The sequence below is a fragment of the Mangrovimonas aestuarii genome (genome assembly GCF_028767185.1).
GTDB lineage: Bacteria > Bacteroidota > Bacteroidia > Flavobacteriales > Flavobacteriaceae > Mangrovimonas_B > Mangrovimonas_B aestuarii.
On sequence record NZ_JARACK010000005.1, the window covers coordinates 230391 to 246263 of the forward strand.

General features: G+C 38.3%; 16 protein-coding genes. 11 read left to right on the forward strand and 5 right to left on the reverse strand.

The window, feature by feature from the left end:
- Positions 1-11 precede the first annotated feature (11 nt).
- Positions 12-584, forward strand: coding sequence for a HEPN domain-containing protein (locus tag PWU04_RS08505; protein WP_274475610.1), 573 nt, complete (start codon positions 12-14; stop codon positions 582-584).
- A gap of 102 nt (positions 585-686) precedes the next feature.
- Positions 687-2372: an RluA family pseudouridine synthase gene (locus tag PWU04_RS08510; RefSeq protein ID WP_274475611.1), complete on the forward strand. Its 1686-nt coding sequence runs from the start codon at positions 687-689 to the stop codon at positions 2370-2372.
- A gap of 407 nt (positions 2373-2779) precedes the next feature.
- Here PWU04_RS08510 and PWU04_RS08515 read toward each other — a convergent pair whose 3' ends face one another.
- The 3 genes from PWU04_RS08515 to PWU04_RS08525 form a co-directional block, all read right to left on the reverse strand.
- Entirely contained in the window at positions 2780-3013 is a 234-nt protein-coding gene (locus PWU04_RS08515) for a VF530 family protein (protein WP_274475613.1), read from the reverse strand.
- Between the two features lie 6 nt (positions 3014-3019).
- Positions 3020-4321 carry a DEAD/DEAH box helicase gene (locus PWU04_RS08520; protein WP_274475615.1) on the reverse strand — a complete coding sequence of 434 codons (1302 nt, stop codon included), beginning with the start codon at positions 4319-4321 and terminating at the stop codon, positions 3020-3022.
- 366 nt (positions 4322-4687) lie between these two features.
- Positions 4688-5845, reverse strand: coding sequence for a THUMP domain-containing class I SAM-dependent RNA methyltransferase (locus PWU04_RS08525; protein ID WP_274475616.1), 1158 nt, complete (start codon positions 5843-5845; stop codon positions 4688-4690).
- A 58-nt stretch (positions 5846-5903) separates the two neighbouring features.
- On the opposite strand from PWU04_RS08525, the gene PWU04_RS08530 reads away from it, so the two are divergent.
- The 3 genes from PWU04_RS08530 to PWU04_RS08540 are packed head-to-tail and all read left to right on the forward strand — an operon-like array spanning position 5904 to position 7752.
- Positions 5904-6635, forward strand: coding sequence for a class I SAM-dependent methyltransferase (locus PWU04_RS08530; RefSeq protein WP_274475618.1), 732 nt, complete (start codon positions 5904-5906; stop codon positions 6633-6635).
- A gap of 9 nt (positions 6636-6644) precedes the next feature.
- On the forward strand, positions 6645-7319 hold the full coding sequence (locus PWU04_RS08535) for a ZIP family metal transporter (RefSeq protein WP_274475620.1): 675 nt from the start codon (positions 6645-6647) through the stop codon (positions 7317-7319).
- A gap of 4 nt (positions 7320-7323) precedes the next feature.
- Entirely contained in the window at positions 7324-7752 is a 429-nt protein-coding gene (locus PWU04_RS08540) for a DUF4268 domain-containing protein (protein WP_274475621.1), read from the forward strand.
- Positions 7753-7858: 106 nt separating this feature from the next.
- On the opposite strand, the gene trhA is transcribed toward PWU04_RS08540, so the two are convergent.
- Both trhA and PWU04_RS08550 read right to left on the reverse strand, forming a co-directional pair.
- Complete coding sequence (gene trhA / locus PWU04_RS08545; protein ID WP_274475622.1) at positions 7859-8485, reverse strand: PAQR family membrane homeostasis protein TrhA; 627 nt, start codon at positions 8483-8485, stop codon at positions 7859-7861.
- Between the two features lie 13 nt (positions 8486-8498).
- The gene (locus tag PWU04_RS08550) at positions 8499-9173 is read right to left on the reverse strand and encodes a DUF4294 domain-containing protein (protein ID WP_274475624.1); all 675 of its coding nucleotides are present in this window, start codon (positions 9171-9173) and stop codon (positions 8499-8501) included.
- Positions 9174-9273: 100 nt separating this feature from the next.
- Here PWU04_RS08550 and PWU04_RS08555 point away from each other — a divergent pair, with 100 nt between their 5' ends.
- The 6 genes from PWU04_RS08555 to PWU04_RS08580 all read left to right on the forward strand — a co-directional run bounded on the left by PWU04_RS08555 (position 9274) and on the right by PWU04_RS08580 (position 15574).
- Positions 9274-10362, forward strand: a complete 1089-nt coding sequence (locus tag PWU04_RS08555) for a M42 family metallopeptidase (RefSeq protein ID WP_274475625.1) — start codon at positions 9274-9276, stop codon at positions 10360-10362.
- Between the two features lie 145 nt (positions 10363-10507).
- A complete protein-coding gene (locus PWU04_RS08560; RefSeq protein ID WP_274475626.1) occupies positions 10508-11059 on the forward strand; it encodes an NUDIX hydrolase in 552 nt (183 codons plus the stop codon).
- 27 nt (positions 11060-11086) lie between these two features.
- Positions 11087-11758: a PrsW family intramembrane metalloprotease gene (locus PWU04_RS08565; protein ID WP_274475628.1), complete on the forward strand. Its 672-nt coding sequence runs from the start codon at positions 11087-11089 to the stop codon at positions 11756-11758.
- A 204-nt stretch (positions 11759-11962) separates the two neighbouring features.
- Positions 11963-12451 carry an acetyl-CoA carboxylase biotin carboxyl carrier protein subunit gene (locus PWU04_RS08570; RefSeq protein ID WP_274475630.1) on the forward strand — a complete coding sequence of 163 codons (489 nt, stop codon included), beginning with the start codon at positions 11963-11965 and terminating at the stop codon, positions 12449-12451.
- A 79-nt stretch (positions 12452-12530) separates the two neighbouring features.
- Complete coding sequence (gene accC / locus PWU04_RS08575) at positions 12531-13976, forward strand: acetyl-CoA carboxylase biotin carboxylase subunit (protein WP_274475631.1); 1446 nt, start codon at positions 12531-12533, stop codon at positions 13974-13976.
- Positions 13977-14032: 56 nt separating this feature from the next.
- On the forward strand, positions 14033-15574 hold the full coding sequence (locus PWU04_RS08580) for an acyl-CoA carboxylase subunit beta (protein ID WP_274475632.1): 1542 nt from the start codon (positions 14033-14035) through the stop codon (positions 15572-15574).
- The last annotated feature ends 299 nt before the right edge of the window (positions 15575-15873 follow it).

Here is a 15873-nt window from a genome sequence, read left to right on the forward strand (position 1 = left end):
ACCAATTCAAAATGAAAGGAACAAATTTTACTTCAATAGGCTTTAATTTCCTTCAATTATCTATTAATGCAATTGAAGAAATGAATAAGCAAGGAAATGCTACATCAATATTCATGGATGGAAACTTATCAGATGAAGATGCTGAATTAGAATTTGCGGAACGAACGAAATGGAATGACCTGAACATTGGTATTCCTATTCTTTTCAACTTTTTCCATGGAATAGAACTAATTCTAAAAGGGTTGATTATTCATTGTGGAGGTGAATTAGTTGGAAAAAATCATAAATTGACTAATCTACTAGAAAATTTAAAAAATACACCTAACGCTCCTTCCGATTCTCTTATTGAACATTTTAAAAATGTTCTTCACAACAATGAACTCAGTGATTTTTTCACCTTAAACAACAAGACAGTTGATTCCTTTTATATACTTTTTAAATACCCTGAAGAAAAAAATGGTGAATCAATAAAGTTCTACCAAATTAGAGGAAAACAGAAAGAAGGTCTAATACGATTTAATCAAATAAAATTGTTAGCAAAAAACACCAAGAACGAAATAATAAAATGGAAAACAAGCACTTAGACCATTTTGTTTTTCCTCACAATAAAACAGTTAACCCTATCCTAATCACCATACTATTCCCAAGAATATTTTGTTCCTTTGCAGCGATTTTTCAAAGTACCTATGTCTCAATATTGTACATCGCTATTTCATCCGTTTGCAAACACCTCTGAGGTAACTTTGCCTGAGCGGTTTACCTTTCCGTTTTATTATGAGCCACATGCCTTAAGCATGCAGGCAGCAGAAGATTTACAAGCCTATTTGGAGACCCAAACCGAGTTCGAACATAATTTTGGGCTAGATCCCAATGCTGCTGGGCTTCCCATTGGAAAGATGTTCGGCGTCATGGTAGTAAAAAACTCGCATGGAGAATTGGGATATTTGGCTGCCTTTTCCGGAAAACTGGCAGACAGCAACGATCTAGCAGGCTTTGTCCCTCCTATTTACAACACCCTTAACCAAGAGGGGTTTTACAAAAAGGGAGAAGCAAAATTAAATGCCTTTAACCGAGAGATCGAGGCTTTGGAAAACTGCAACAGCATACAACAGGCCAAAGTAGCTTTGGAAACCTGTAAAGCAAGCTCAGAAAGTGATATAAGCGCCTTTAAGACCATTGTTAAAAAAGCCAAACAAGAACGCAAACAACAACGTGAAGCCGCTAAGGACACTTTAACCGCAGCAGAATTTGAAGCTTTGGAAGAGTCACTTAAAAGTCAGAGTATCAGTTACCATATGCGTTTAAAACACCTTAAACGTGAATGGGACGAAAAAATACATCAGGCCGAAGCAACACTTAAGGTTGCCATGCAACCTTTGGAGGACTTAAAAATAGAACGCGCTATGCTGTCCGCTTCCTTACAGAAAGGGCTACACGAGCAGTATAAGTTTTTAAATGCCGAGGGAAAGACCAAACACCTTTTGGATATTTTCAATTCGGCCACCTTCCCCATCCCTCCTGCCGGTGCTGGAGAATGTGCTGCGCCTAAATTGTTTCAGTACGCTTATCAAAATGGATTGCGACCAATTGCCATGGCAGAGTTTTGGTGGGGCGCCTCACCAAAATCTCAAGTACGCAAACACAAACAGTTCTATCCGTCTTGCCGTAGTAAATGTGAACCTATTTTAGGTCATATGATGCAAGGACTATTGGTGGAAGACAACCCTATAGAACAAGCTATAGTTTCCCCTAAAAATCTGGAAGTTATTTTTGAGGACGAGCATTTGTTGCTGATCAACAAACCCCATGAGTTTTTGTCCGTTCCCGGAAGGAACGTTGAGGAATCTGTACAAAGTAGAATGCGACAATATATCCCTAATGCCAAAGGTCCGTTATTGGTGCACCGCTTGGATATGTCAACTTCAGGATTGTTATTGGTAGCCAAGAACCAAAGAATACATAAGCAGTTACAAAAGCAGTTTATAGAGCGTAGTGTTCAAAAACGTTATGTTGCCCTTTTGGACGGAATCCTTCCTGAAAAAGAAGGAACAATAGAACTCCCTTTACGAGTGGATTTCCATAACAGACCTCAACAATTGGTTTGTTACGAACATGGGAAACATGCCAAAACAAAATACAAGGTAATAAGTGAGGAAAACGGAAAAACAAGAGTTTACTTCTACCCCGTTACAGGCCGTACCCATCAGTTGCGCGTACACGCCGCCCATAGCAACGGACTAAAAACGCCTATTGTTGGCGACGATCTCTATGGCACCAAAACCAACAGATTGCACCTCCACGCCGAACAATTGTGTTTCACACACCCCATCACCAAACAGGAAATGACGGTGCAGTGTAAGGTTCCATTTTAAAAGTAACAGATCTTTGCGTCGGCCTATTGGCCTCCTTAAGATGACACTCATAAATCCTGTTTCTAAGAAGTAAGGTATAGGTTAGCATGGGGTTAGCAATTAGTATGGTGCGCTTTGCATACTATAACCACGTCTTAAGTATGCCATAGCCCTCTATTGAATTTTGAATAACGAAGTGCGAATAACTATTGAAACTATCTCCTTAAAACAGGAACTTTTTTAAGGAGCTAATTTGTAATTGGTCAATTTCAACAATTACCTAAAGATAGGGGTTTTTATGGTTTCTTTTTTTCTTATCCCCCGCCTTAAAATAACAAATTGGAAAGGACTTCGTATTGTTCATTTTAGGTTTAGAAGGAATTATTACTGGTTTTAGTGATTGGGTATGCCCCAAAATACTCAAAAAATTAATTATTAAATCTCCGTTTCTTAAGCATCTCTAAATACATCTGTTCAACCTTTGTTCTGGCCCAAGGTGTGCGACGTAAAAATTTCAAACTGGATTTTACAGAAGGATCGTGAGTAAAACAGCGAATATTAATATTATAACCTAAATATTCCCACCCATAGCGGTCTACTAAATCATTAATCATCTGTTCTAGCTTAATGCCATGCAAAGGGTTATTAGGTTGTGTACTCATTAATATTTATTTATTGCGGTTTCGGTTTCCACTTTTATTTCTGCTAGTATTTCTACTATTTCCAGAATTAACCCTATCACTAGAACTTCTTGAGGTTTGAGGTTTTGGTTTGTTAGATCTTCGCTGGTTTCTTCCGCCACCTTGACCTTGCTTAATTGGTGCTGTGGATGCATTAGGATCTGGTTCAAAACCTTCAACAATCTCAACAGGGATTTTTAAACCAACAAGTTTTTCAATGTCTCTTAGATACGTAGTTTCATCGGCACTTACTAAAGAGATTGCTTCACCGCTAGCTCCTGCTCTACCTGTTCTACCTATTCTATGGACGTAATCTTCCGATATATTAGGCAATTCAAAATTTACCACATGTGGTAACAACGGAATATCCAAGCCTCTTGCAGCAATATCTGTAGCCACTAAAACGCGAACTTTATTGCTTTTAAATCCTGCTAGGGCTTTTGTTCGTGCAGCTTGGGTTTTATTACCATGAATGGCTGCTGCCGGAATACCGGCGCTTATCATTTTTTTGCAGAGCTTGTTTGCTCCATGTTTGGTTCTGGTAAACACCAGAACTTGTTTCCAGTTACCATCAGTAATTAACTTATTAATTAATCCTGTTTTTAAACCTTTGGCAACGCGATATACTTTCTGATTGATGGCATCGACCGTAGAATTTTCCGGTGTTGCTTCAACCAAAACGGGATGGTGTAAAAACTCTCCAGCTAGTTTCTTAATTTCCTTGGAGAAGGTTGCCGAAAACAACAAGTTTTGTCTTCTTGCTGGCACTAAATTAATAATCTTTTTAATATCTCTAAAAAAGCCCATATCGAGCATTCTATCCGCTTCGTCGAGAACTAAAATCTCAATTTTAGCAAGCGATAATAAACCTTGACTCTGTAAATCAATCAATCGTCCTGGTGTTGCTATTAGCACATCTACACCATTCCTAATTGTGGCTACTTGAGGTTTTTGGTTAACACCTCCAAAAATAACCGCAGAACGAATATCTAAAAACTCACTATATGCCTTTATATTATTATGTACCTGCGCAGCCAATTCTCGCGTTGGTGTTAAAACCAAGGCACGAATTGGTCGTTTATGCATTGGCTGAGCTTGAGACAACTTTTGAAGCATAGGCAAAGTGAAACCTGCCGTTTTACCAGTACCTGTTTGCGCAGATGCTAATACATCTTTTCCTTCTAAAATTAAAGGGATTGCTTTTTGTTGTATTGGTGATGGCGTTGTGTAGCCTTGTTTACCAATGGCTTTTATTAAGGCTTGAGATAAGCCCAAAGAGTTAAATGACATATAAATGATTGTACAAATGACATTCTTATTTATAGCGCCATTTATTATTACCCTGCAAAGTTAATCTAATTTATGCCGACATATTGATTTTGATTAAAAATTAGTCGAACATCATCATACATAGCACTTGATTCCAACTTCCTTAAATGAGATCCCTATGTCGGGATAGCTCCTCCTCAAGATGACATACAAAGAGCAACCCCTTCCAACCTACGGCCACCTTCCCCTAGCTAATGGAAGGGCTTTGGTTTTATTCTATTCGAGTTAATCACTGTCCCTCCTTTTTAAGGAGGGGTTGTCCGAAGGACAGGGTTGTTGTAAGCACCACAAAATCTTAATACTTAATACTAAAATCTCAATACTACTTTACTTCTGAAATTTCGTCCTTTTAGAACCAGCATACATCTCATACTTCACCAAACGGGATTCCAGCTTAGCATTAAACAACTTGATTTTTCGTGAAGGACGTAACCCTACATGCTTAAGCGCTTCAAGGTTTGAGGTAATCAACCAAGCATCCGTATTAGGATACCCCTGTTTTAGTGTGTCCCCTATATCTTTGTAGAATTCCTGTAGGTCGATATTCAAACGTTCCCCGTAAGGTGGATTGAATACCATATGTAATTTCTCATCTCCACCCTTTTGGGTTTTAAAGAAATCTTCGTGTTTAATGGTAATAAACTCATCTAAATGAGCATTCTTGATATTGTCTTTCGCTTTACGAACCGCGGATGGCGATTTGTCGTAACCTATAATCTTATGATGAAAGTCTCTGGTTTTCTTTAGCAACGACTCTTCAATAGTCTCAAATAAATCCACATCCCAATCTTCCCAACGCTCAAACCCAAACTCCTTACGCATTAAGTTTGGTGGAATGTTACAGGCTATCATAGCAGCTTCGGCCAAAATAGTACCACTACCACACATGGGGTCCATAAAATCACTCTGTCCGTCCCATCCTGAAAGCATTATTAACCCAGCGGCAAGCACTTCGTTTATGGGAGCAATATTAGTCGCTGTTTTATAACCACGACGGTGAAGCGATTCACCAGAACTATCCAACGAAATGGTACATAAATTTCGGTCTATGTGCACATTGATTTTCAAATCTGGAAAACGTAAATCTACATCAGGACGCTTTCCTGTATTATTACGGAAACGATCTACAATAGCGTCTTTTGTTTTTAAAGCAATAAACTGTGAATGGGTAAAAACCTGAGAGTGTACCGTAGCATCTATCGCCAAACTACCTGTAGATTTCAAGTACTTTTCCCAAGGCATTTGGTAAACTGTTTTGTACAGATCCTCTTCATTACGGATTCTAAACGTTCTTATCGGTTTAAGGATTTTAATGGCTGTACGCAGTCCTAAGTTGGCCTTATACATAAACCCTTTATCTCCAACAAAGCTCACGTTACGAATACCTGGGGTTACCTCCATGGCTCCCAGTTGTTTCAGTTCATTAGCTAATAAATCTTCAAAACCGAAAAGGGTTTTGGCCACCATTTTAAAATTATTCTCCATACTATGCTTTAAATACATTGCAAAAATAAATTATTTTTGTCCCCTTACACGCATTCCTATGACAAAAGACAATACCACTTGGTATAAATCCTGGTTCGACACCCCGTTTTACCATATCCTATATAAAGATAGAGACCATGCTGAGGCGAATGTGTTCATGGACAACCTTACCAATTACCTTAATATTCCCGAAGGTGGTAAGATCTTGGACTTGGCTTGTGGTCGCGGACGTCACTCTATTTACCTTAATAGCCTAGGGTACGATGTTACCGGTGTCGATCTTTCTAAAAATAGCGTTGCCTATGCGAAGCAGTTTGAAAACGAAACGCTACATTTTACGGTTCACGATATGTGTAAACCGTTTAACCAAAAGTTCGATGCAGTTTTCAACCTATTTACCAGCTTTGGATATTTTGATCAGGAAGAAGACAACCTCAACACCATAAAAGCCATTAAGGCTGACCTCAACAAATTCGGTTTTGGAGTTATCGACTTTATGAATGTGGACTATGTAAAAGCCAATCTTATAGCAGAAGATTCTAAAACAGTTGAAGGTATTACCTTTAACCAAAAACGCTATATGGAAAACGGCTACATTATAAAAGATATTAACTTTGTATATGAAGGTAAATCCTATGCCTTTCAGGAGCATGTAAAAGCATTTCACTTAGAGGATTTTGAACGATTATTTGAACAGGCCGGTGTATACCTCTTAGATATTTTTGGAGATTATAAATTAAGAAAGTTCCATCCAGAAACCTCAGAACGTCTGGTTATGATTTTCAAATAATACCTGTTAATGATAAATTACCTTCTCCCCATATTGGCCGTTGTTCTAGGGTTTCTTTTAGTAGCCTTTACCCAGGAAAAGAAAATACAACACGCTAAACTATTGCTCTCCTTCAGTGGGGCATTTCTATTGGCACTTACCTTGTTCGATCTGCTACCTGAAGTATATGAACACCTCAACGCCAGAAGCACAGGGGGGTTTATCATGTGCGGTATTCTAATTCAGATTATACTGGAGTTTTTTTCCAAAGGGGCAGAACATGGTCACGTTCACATACATAAGCATGATACCTCCTTTCCATGGGCCTTATTTATTAGTTTGTGTATCCACAGCTTCTTGGAAGGTTTTCCTATCCACCACCACAACGATATGGTGTATGGTATTTTGGTACACAAAATTCCTATCGCCATGCTGATTACCACTTTCTTGTATCAGAGCCATTACAACAAAGTTCAGATATTTGCCTTTTTGGCCCTATTTACGATGATGACGCCATTGGGTACATTAATATCGAACAATACAGATATTGCAACCCATTACCTCTATTACATCAACGCTATCGTAATAGGTATATTTTTGCATATTTCCACCACTATTTTGTTTGAAAGTAGTGAAGGACACAAGTTTAACCTTACCAAACTCCTAACTATTATTTTGGGAGTAATAGTCGCCTATTTGATATAAGATTATGTTCAGTAAAGAGGAATCGAGACGTTTAAAACAAGAATTTTGGACCAGCTTCGGAAAATCCTTTCCGCGCAAGTGGATTTTGTATAATACCAAAATGAAAGGTTTAAGCTTTAAATTTTATTTCGATACCAAAAAGGCGTTCGTTACACTAGACCTTGAAGACGATCTGGAAAACAGAATCAATTACTGGGAAAAACTTGTAGCCTTAAAATCCATTCTGATGGATGATTACCTACCGGAAGTAATTTATGATGAAGAGCACCTATTAGAAAACGGTAAGGAAATATCTAGAATCTATGTGCCTCTGGAACAAAAAGTATCTATCCATAATAAAAATACTTGGCAGGACACCATGGTGTTTTTTAATAGTACCATGAGTCTTTTTGAAGCGTTTTTTGAGGAGTATAAGGATGTGATAAAGGGGTAAATTAGATTTTAGAAGTTAGAATTTAGACCACTTTTCTGTTAGAATATGGGCAATCAACTCTTTCCGACCTAAGCCCCCATATCTAGGAAAAGAACATTGGCTTATTTTATATCACAAACAAAAAAATCATCAGGAAATGAGACAAAGCCCCAGCCAGAACAAAACCATGCCAAATAACATGGTTATAAGGAATACGTTCTATAGCATAGAACACAATACCTCCTGTGTAGGCCAAACCTCCTGCAAAGAGTAGAAAAACACCATTATCTCCTATGGCATGAGAAAGGTTGGTGTAGTCGAAAACAATGAGCCATCCCATGGCAACATAAAGTAAAAGGGAAAACAGCTCGTATTTGCCTGTAAAAAACAGTTTAAGAGCAATCCCTACCAAAGCAATCCCCCAAACCGTCCAAAACAAAGGATAACCCAAACTACCTTTTAAAGCAATGAGTGTTACGGGCGAATAGGTTCCTGCAATAAGGAGGTAAATACTCATATGATCCAGTATGCGGAAATAGTGCTTCAGCTTGGGTGTTTTGACACTATGATAAATAGTAGAAGCCAAAAACAAAGTAATGGTCGACACACCGTAAACCACAACACTTAGCGTACTATATTCTGTTTTATTGGAATTGAAATAAAGCAATAAGGCTAACCCTACAACACCAAGAACGGCTCCCAATCCATGGGTTCCTGCATTTAAACGCTCTTCTCGTGGTGTTTGCTGTTCCATAAATGTGATTAGCTTAATTCAACCATTTTTCGGTAAGTTCATAAAAATCAAACTCTACAGCTGGTTTCTGCCGTACTAGTCTTCCGTTTTGGAAATTCCGTTGTAAAATATCCTCTATCAGGTAGTCTTCTTTAACATCCTCTGGATCAAATTCAGCTTTAAGGGATATATCGAACAACGCTGCGGTATTATTGCTCCAAAAAGCTTTCCATCCACTTTTTAGGTCTTTAATTATCTCAAACACAGTTTCACCAGTTTGACGGTGTACTAACTTAACAAGTATCTGCCCTTCCGTTCTGGTCATTTTCTTAAGCTTATCGGTAAACTCCCCCTCCAAATAATCCTGAATCATTTTGGTATACTTACGCTTTGCTCGCTTACTGCCCAAAGAGTCCAAACGGTATTGAAGCTCCTCCAACCTATCGGCAGCCAGTTTAGCATAAGGATATACTTTAAGGGTTTTTCGTTTTAATATCAGGTAACGGATTCTATCCTCCTTGCTATCGAATTTCAAATCATGTAATAACATAACTTCATTCAGATCAATTGTGTTATGTACAATCGTATCGCCTTCAATAATGATGTAGGTCTCCTGCTCCAAACTATCAATCACAGCCTTTTTAAACTCGGGTGTTTGAGATAGCGTTAGTGTAGGAATTAATAATAATATCAGTCGAAAAAAATTCATAGTGACTCTAGAGCTAAAATCATTCCAAAATTAATAATTAACAATCTGTAAAACTTTAAATTCTTATTAATATTATTAATTTAGTCTCAAAATTTACAATATGGCAAACGAAAGCATATTAAACGAAAAATCACTAGATTTTCTTGAAAAATATTTAAATAATGCAGCTCCAACTGGGTACGAATGGGATGGCCAAAAGTTATGGATGGACTACCTAAAACCTTATGTTGATGAGTTTATTACAGATACATACGGATCAGCTGTTGGGGTAATTAATCCTGAGGCAAAATACAAAGTGGTAATTGAAGGGCATGCTGATGAGATTTCTTGGTATGTAAACTACATTTCTGATGAAGGATTAATTTATGTTATCCGCAACGGAGGTAGTGACCACCAAATTGCTCCGAGTAAAATTGTTAACATCCATACCAAAAAAGGTATCGTAAAAGGTGTTTTTGGATGGCCGGCAATCCACACCAGAGACAAATCGAAGGAAGAAACACCTAAATTGGAGAACATCTTTATTGATATAGGATGTAAAACAAAAGAAGAAGTAGAAAATTTAGGGGTGCACGTTGGCTGTGTTATCACTTACCCTGATGAATTCCATATCCTTAACGGTAATAAATTTGTTTGTCGTGCGTTAGATAACCGTATGGGAGGTTTTATGATTGCCGAAGTAGCACGCTTGTTGCACGAAAACAAGAAAAAATTACCTTTCGGACTGTACATTACAAACTCTGTTCAGGAGGAAATCGGATTGCGTGGTGCCGAAATGATTACGCAAACTATTAAGCCTAATGTTGCCATTGTAACCGACGTGACCCACGATACAACAACTCCTATGATCGACAGAAAAAAAGAAGGTCACTTGGAATTGGGACTTGGGCCGGTAATTGCCTATGCACCTGCCGTACAGCAAAAACTACGCGATTTAATTACCGATACTGCTGAGGAAAATAAAATTCCTTTCCAACGTTCAGCTCTATCACGCGCTACAGGAACCGATACCGATGCCTTTGCTTACAGTAACGGAGGTGTTGCCAGTGCATTGATTTCATTACCATTGCGCTATATGCATACTACAGTAGAAATGGTACACCGTGATGACGTTGAAAACGTAATTAAGTTGATTTACAACTCCCTATTAAAAATAGAAGACGGAGAAACATTTAGCTATTTTAAATAATATAGTTGTGGCTGTCTAAAAAGTGTCTCTAATGTCAATTCGAGCTTAGTCGAGAATAATTTTTCTTTTGATTATCAATGATTTCGACTTCGCTAAATCTGACAAAAGTGTTTGTTATCATGCTTTTTAGACAGCCTCCTTTCATATGGAAGACGAATACATCGATATTTTAAACCCAGACGGAACTCCAACAGGAAAAAGCACCTTAAAGTCTGAAGCGCATTTAAAAGGGCTTTACCACAACACGGCTCATGTTTGGTTCTATACCAAGGACAAACAAATCTTATTGGCTCAGCGTGCCGCTTCAAAATCTATTTGTCCGTTGCTGTGGGATGTATCGGTAGCTGGTCATGTTGATGCTGGAGAATCCGTCATTGATGCAGCATTACGGGAAACAAGGGAAGAGTTGGGGCATACCATTACCCAAAACGACCTCCAGTTTATTGGTGCTTACGATTGCTTTCAATCCTACCCAAACGGCATACAGGACAACGAATTCCACCATACGTTTATATCTGAACTAAAAGCAGATATTGAAACACTAAACTTTTCAAAAGAGGAAGTCGAAGCCTTAAAGCTAGTTTCTGTGGATGAGTTTAAAAACCTCTTAAAACACAGTGTTTCGAACAGTCACTTTATTTCAAGTAATCTCCCTTACTACAATATTGTTCTGGACAATATACAAAAGGCATTTTAATAGCATAGTTTTAACTATTTTCAATCCATGAACTTATTCATATCTGCAATAGCTCCTGTCTGCATTATTATTTTCTATGTCTATTCAAAAGATAAATACGAAAAAGAACCTAGACTATTACTGCTATACAACTTTTTACTAGGTGCTATTGTTAGTGTTTTTATAACCACACTCATTTACATTTTTTACGACAAGCTACTACCCTTAGATCATGCCAGTGTTTTCCAGATGTTCATCAAAGCCTTTTTTGTTGTGGGGCTCACAGAAGAATTTAGCAAATATGTTATTGTTAGATATTTTGCCCAACCCAAAAGGGATTTTAACGAACCTTACGATGGCATTATGTATACAATTATGGTAGGAATGGGGTTTGCCGCTACAGAAAACATATTTTATGTTATCGAAGGCGGATATACAACTGCTCTTCTTCGAGCCTTCACCGCTGTGCCTGCCCATGCTTCTTTCGCCATACTAATGGGCTATTTTATGGGAAAGGCAAAGTTTGCCAAACATAAAGCAGCCTTAAACCTATTGGGATTATTATTGGCCACTATTTTTCATGGCTCATACGATTTCTTCTTGTTCATTGATTTTATTCCGGGTATTAGCACTGGAGCATTTATCTCTCTTTTTCTTGGCATATTCCTATCACAAAAGGCAATAAAGCTGCACCAAGAGAATTCACATTTTAAGGTTTAATTTTTCTTGTTGCACTTTATTTTACCTCAACAATTTTCAAGATTCTAAAAAAGTCTAGTTTCTTATTTCTATGAGTAAAGCGATCTATTCTCTTTTCTCAACATTGATTCTTTTAAAAGTAAGAGACTGAACAAACCTCCTTCTCACCTCTTATGTCAACTCTCAAAAACATTGTATATTTAGCGAAATTTAATCAAAATCCCTATGGCAAAACATTTTAAAGCCCAGGTGAACAACACCTACGACTTTAGCCTAACAGACGTCGATATGCAACATATGGACGTCCAACATACCGAAGGTTCTGAATTCCATATCCTTGAAAACCACACTGCCTATAAAGCAAAACTCATCGATTCGAATATTCTTGATAAGAGTTACAAAATCAGTGTAAACAATAATGTATATGAAGTACAATTAGCTGATGAATTGGATATGCTAATTAAGGAAATGGGCTTCTCAATTGGTGCGGCAAAAACCGTTACGGATATCAAAGCTCCTATGCCTGGACTTATTTTGGATATCTCGGTTTCGGCTGGTCAGGAAGTTTCAGAAAATGATCCATTACTTATTTTAGAAGCTATGAAAATGGAAAATAGCATTGTATCTCCTAGAGCTGGTGTTATTAAATCCATTACGGTGTCCCAAGGTGAAGCGGTGGACAAAAACCAATTATTAATAGAATTTGAACAATAAAACTAGCTTCAGAGATAACATACTTTGAAGTTCAAAATATAGATTCCCTCATTCAAGGGAATGAAAAAGCACTTTTTCAATGAAAAAAATATTGATAGCCAACAGAGGTGAGATTGCCATCCGTGTGATGCAAACCGCAAAGAAAATGGGCATTAAAACCGTTGCCGTATATTCCTCTGTCGACAGAAATGCACCTCACGTTACTTTTGCAGACGAAGCCGTTTGTATTGGTGAGGCACCAAGTAACCAATCCTACCTTTTGGGAGATAAAATTATTGAAGTTGCCAAAGAATTAAATGTCGATGGTATTCACCCAGGATACGGATTCCTCAGTGAAAATGCACAGTTTGCTGAAACGGTAGAACAAAATAACATCACTTTTATAGGTCCTAAACCTCACGCTATAAAAATTATGGGTAGTAAATTAGCAGCTAAAGACGCTGTTAAGGATTACGATATTCCTATGGTTCCAGGTATTGACGAAGCCATCACTGATGTTGAAAAAGCAAAGAGCATCGCCAAGGAAATAGGGTTCCCTATTTTGATTAAAGCTTCTGCCGGTGGAGGAGGAAAAGGAATGCGTGTGGTTGAAAACGAAGCTGAGTTCGAATCGCAAATGCAACGCGCTATTAGTGAAGCAACCTCAGCTTTTGGGGATGGTTCTGTATTTATAGAAAAATACATTGGCTCACCAAGACACATTGAAATTCAGGTGATGGCCGATACCCATGGTAACATCATCCACTTATTTGAACGTGAGTGTAGTATTCAGCGTCGTCACCAAAAGGTTGTGGAAGAGGCTCCTTCGGCTGTATTAACCCCAGAGCTTAGAGAGCGTATGGGTCAGGCTGCTGTAAAAGTAGCCAGAGCTTGTGATTATGTGGGAGCTGGAACAGTGGAATTCCTATTGGACGAAAACCATAATTTCTACTTCTTGGAAATGAACACCCGTCTACAGGTTGAACACCCAGTAACAGAGTGCATAACAGGAATGGACTTAGTTGAACTTCAAATTCGTGTAGCTCGTGGAGAAACCCTTCCCGTAGCACAAGAAGACCTTAGCATACAAGGGCATGCTATGGAACTACGTGTTTATGCTGAAGATCCATTAAATGACTTTTTACCGAGTGTGGGAACATTAAATACCTACCAACTACCGAAAGGTGAAGGTATTCGAGTGGACAACGGATACCGTGAAGGCATGGTAGTGCCTATTTACTACGATCCTATGCTTTCTAAATTGATTACATACGGAAAAACCCGTGAAGAAGCTATTGCATTAATGCGTCAAGCTATCGTCAACTACAAAGTTGTTGGTATTGAAACAACACTTCCTTTCGGAGAGTTTGTTATGCAACACGATGCCTTCTGCTCTGGTAATTTCGACACCCATTTCGTGAAGCGTTATTACACGCCAGAAATGATTAAGGACAATCAGGAAAAAGAAGCTAAAGTTGCGGCCATGTTGGCACTGAAACAATATCTAAAAGACCAACAAACCCTTCGTGTTCCCAACACACAATAATTGTATTAAGTACACGAACCTAAACATAAATAGATTTAAAAAGTAGTAAACATACTATGGACTCTAAAATAAAATCTCTAGAAGATAAATTAAGCCAAGCCTACCTTGGTGGCGGACAGGATAGGATTGATAAACAACACGCCAAAAAGAAGCTTACCGCTCGTGAGCGTGTACTCTACTTATTGGACGAAGGTTCTTTTGAAGAAGTAGGTGCGTTGGTAACACACCGTACTAAAGACTTTGGTATGGAAGATCAAAAGTTTTATGGTGATGGGGTAATTACAGGTTACGGTACCATTCACGGTCGCTTGGTATATGTTTTTGCTCAGGATTTCACTGTTTTTGGTGGATCACTTTCTGAAACCCATGCTGAGAAAATCTGTAAGATCATGGACTTGGCTGTTAAGGTTGGAGCACCTGTTATTGGATTGAACGACTCTGGAGGAGCTCGTATTCAGGAAGGTGTTCGCTCGCTTGGTGGTTATGCCGATATATTTTATAGAAATGTACAGGCTTCTGGGGTAATCCCACAGATTTCGGCCATTATGGGGCCTTGCGCCGGTGGCGCGGTATACTCCCCTGCTATGACCGATTTCACCATTATGGTTGAAGATTCAAGTTATATGTTCGTAACAGGTCCTAACGTAGTGAAGACTGTAACCAACGAGGAAGTAACTTCGGAAGAACTTGGAGGTGCTAGTACACACGCGAGTAAATCGGGGGTAGCTCACGTTACCTCTGCCAACGATGTGGAGTGTTTAGAGAGCATTAAAAACCTATTGAGCTATCTGCCACAGAGCAATAAGGAAACACCAGAGTTATTACCTTACGAACTTGGAGATGAAGTACGTGAGTCTTTAAACAGTATTGTACCGGATAACCCGAACAAACCTTATGATATGCATGAGGTTATTAACGGAATAATAGATACCGAATCCTTTTATGAAGTGCATAAGGATTATGCAGAAAACATGATTGTTGGATTTGCAAGAATCGGCGGAAGAAGCGTTGGTATTATCGCCAACCAACCAATGGTACTGGCAGGTGTATTGGATGTAAACAGCTCTAAGAAAGCTGCACGTTTTACCAGATTCTGCGATTGTTTTAATATTCCTTTATTGGTTTTGGTTGATGTACCTGGTTTCCTTCCTGGTACCGATCAGGAGTGGAACGGTATTATTGTTCACGGTGCTAAATTGCTTTATGCATTAAGTGAAGCTACTGTACCAAGAGTAACGGTTATTACCAGAAAGGCATACGGTGGGGCTTACGACGTAATGAACTCTAAGCATATTGGTGCCGATATGAACTTTGCTTGGCCAACAGCCGAAATTGCAGTAATGGGAGCTAAAGGTGCTGCTGAGATTATCTTTAAAAAGGAAATTAAAGCTGCTGACGATAAAGAAGCCAAGTGGAAAGAAAAAGAAGCCGAATACGCCGAACTTTTTGCGAACCCATACAGTGCTGCTGAACGCGGTTTTGTAGACGAGGTTATCCTACCACACGATACAAGACGAAAACTCATCAAAGCCTTTGCTATGCTAAAAGATAAAACCGAGTTAAGACCACAGCGTAAACACGGAAATATTCCGTTGTAAATGCTAAGCAACCTAAAGATGAAAAAAGTCCAGATAGTTCTGGACTTTTTTTTGTTTTTGAGGGCATCAACGATATCCCTACTTAATGATAAATGTATGGAATAGTCAAAAATGACATGATAAGCTGTATTGATATTTATCATCTAAAAAGTAAAACTCTAAATTGTAAATATCGATAAAACCTACAGATAAGCTAATAAAAACATTACACTCTTAGGATTTTGATTACTTTTAAATATCTAATTTTATGTAAATAAAATTAAGGAAATTACCCTGCCAGATATTAGGGAAAGTTCATT

Bases quoted from the DNA above. Each gene is read 5' to 3' on its own strand.
- PWU04_RS08505 (WP_274475610.1), top strand. From the start codon at position 12: ATGAAAGGAACAAATTTTACTTCAATAGGCTTTAATTTCCTTCAATTA.
- PWU04_RS08510 (WP_274475611.1), top strand. From the start codon at position 687: ATGTCTCAATATTGTACATCGCTATTTCATCCGTTTGCAAACACCTCT.
- PWU04_RS08515 (WP_274475613.1), bottom strand. From the start codon at position 3,013: ATGAGTACACAACCTAATAACCCTTTGCATGGCATTAAGCTAGAACAG.
- PWU04_RS08520 (WP_274475615.1), bottom strand. From the start codon at position 4,321: ATGTCATTTAACTCTTTGGGCTTATCTCAAGCCTTAATAAAAGCCATT.
- PWU04_RS08525 (WP_274475616.1), bottom strand. From the start codon at position 5,845: ATGGAGAATAATTTTAAAATGGTGGCCAAAACCCTTTTCGGTTTTGAA.
- PWU04_RS08530 (WP_274475618.1), top strand. From the start codon at position 5,904: ATGACAAAAGACAATACCACTTGGTATAAATCCTGGTTCGACACCCCG.
- PWU04_RS08535 (WP_274475620.1), top strand. From the start codon at position 6,645: ATGATAAATTACCTTCTCCCCATATTGGCCGTTGTTCTAGGGTTTCTT.
- PWU04_RS08540 (WP_274475621.1), top strand. From the start codon at position 7,324: ATGTTCAGTAAAGAGGAATCGAGACGTTTAAAACAAGAATTTTGGACC.
- trhA (WP_274475622.1), bottom strand. From the start codon at position 8,485: ATGGAACAGCAAACACCACGAGAAGAGCGTTTAAATGCAGGAACCCAT.
- PWU04_RS08550 (WP_274475624.1), bottom strand. From the start codon at position 9,173: ATGAATTTTTTTCGACTGATATTATTATTAATTCCTACACTAACGCTA.
- PWU04_RS08555 (WP_274475625.1), top strand. From the start codon at position 9,274: ATGGCAAACGAAAGCATATTAAACGAAAAATCACTAGATTTTCTTGAA.
- PWU04_RS08560 (WP_274475626.1), top strand. From the start codon at position 10,508: ATGGAAGACGAATACATCGATATTTTAAACCCAGACGGAACTCCAACA.
- PWU04_RS08565 (WP_274475628.1), top strand. From the start codon at position 11,087: ATGAACTTATTCATATCTGCAATAGCTCCTGTCTGCATTATTATTTTC.
- PWU04_RS08570 (WP_274475630.1), top strand. From the start codon at position 11,963: ATGGCAAAACATTTTAAAGCCCAGGTGAACAACACCTACGACTTTAGC.
- accC (WP_274475631.1), top strand. From the start codon at position 12,531: ATGAAAAAAATATTGATAGCCAACAGAGGTGAGATTGCCATCCGTGTG.
- PWU04_RS08580 (WP_274475632.1), top strand. From the start codon at position 14,033: ATGGACTCTAAAATAAAATCTCTAGAAGATAAATTAAGCCAAGCCTAC.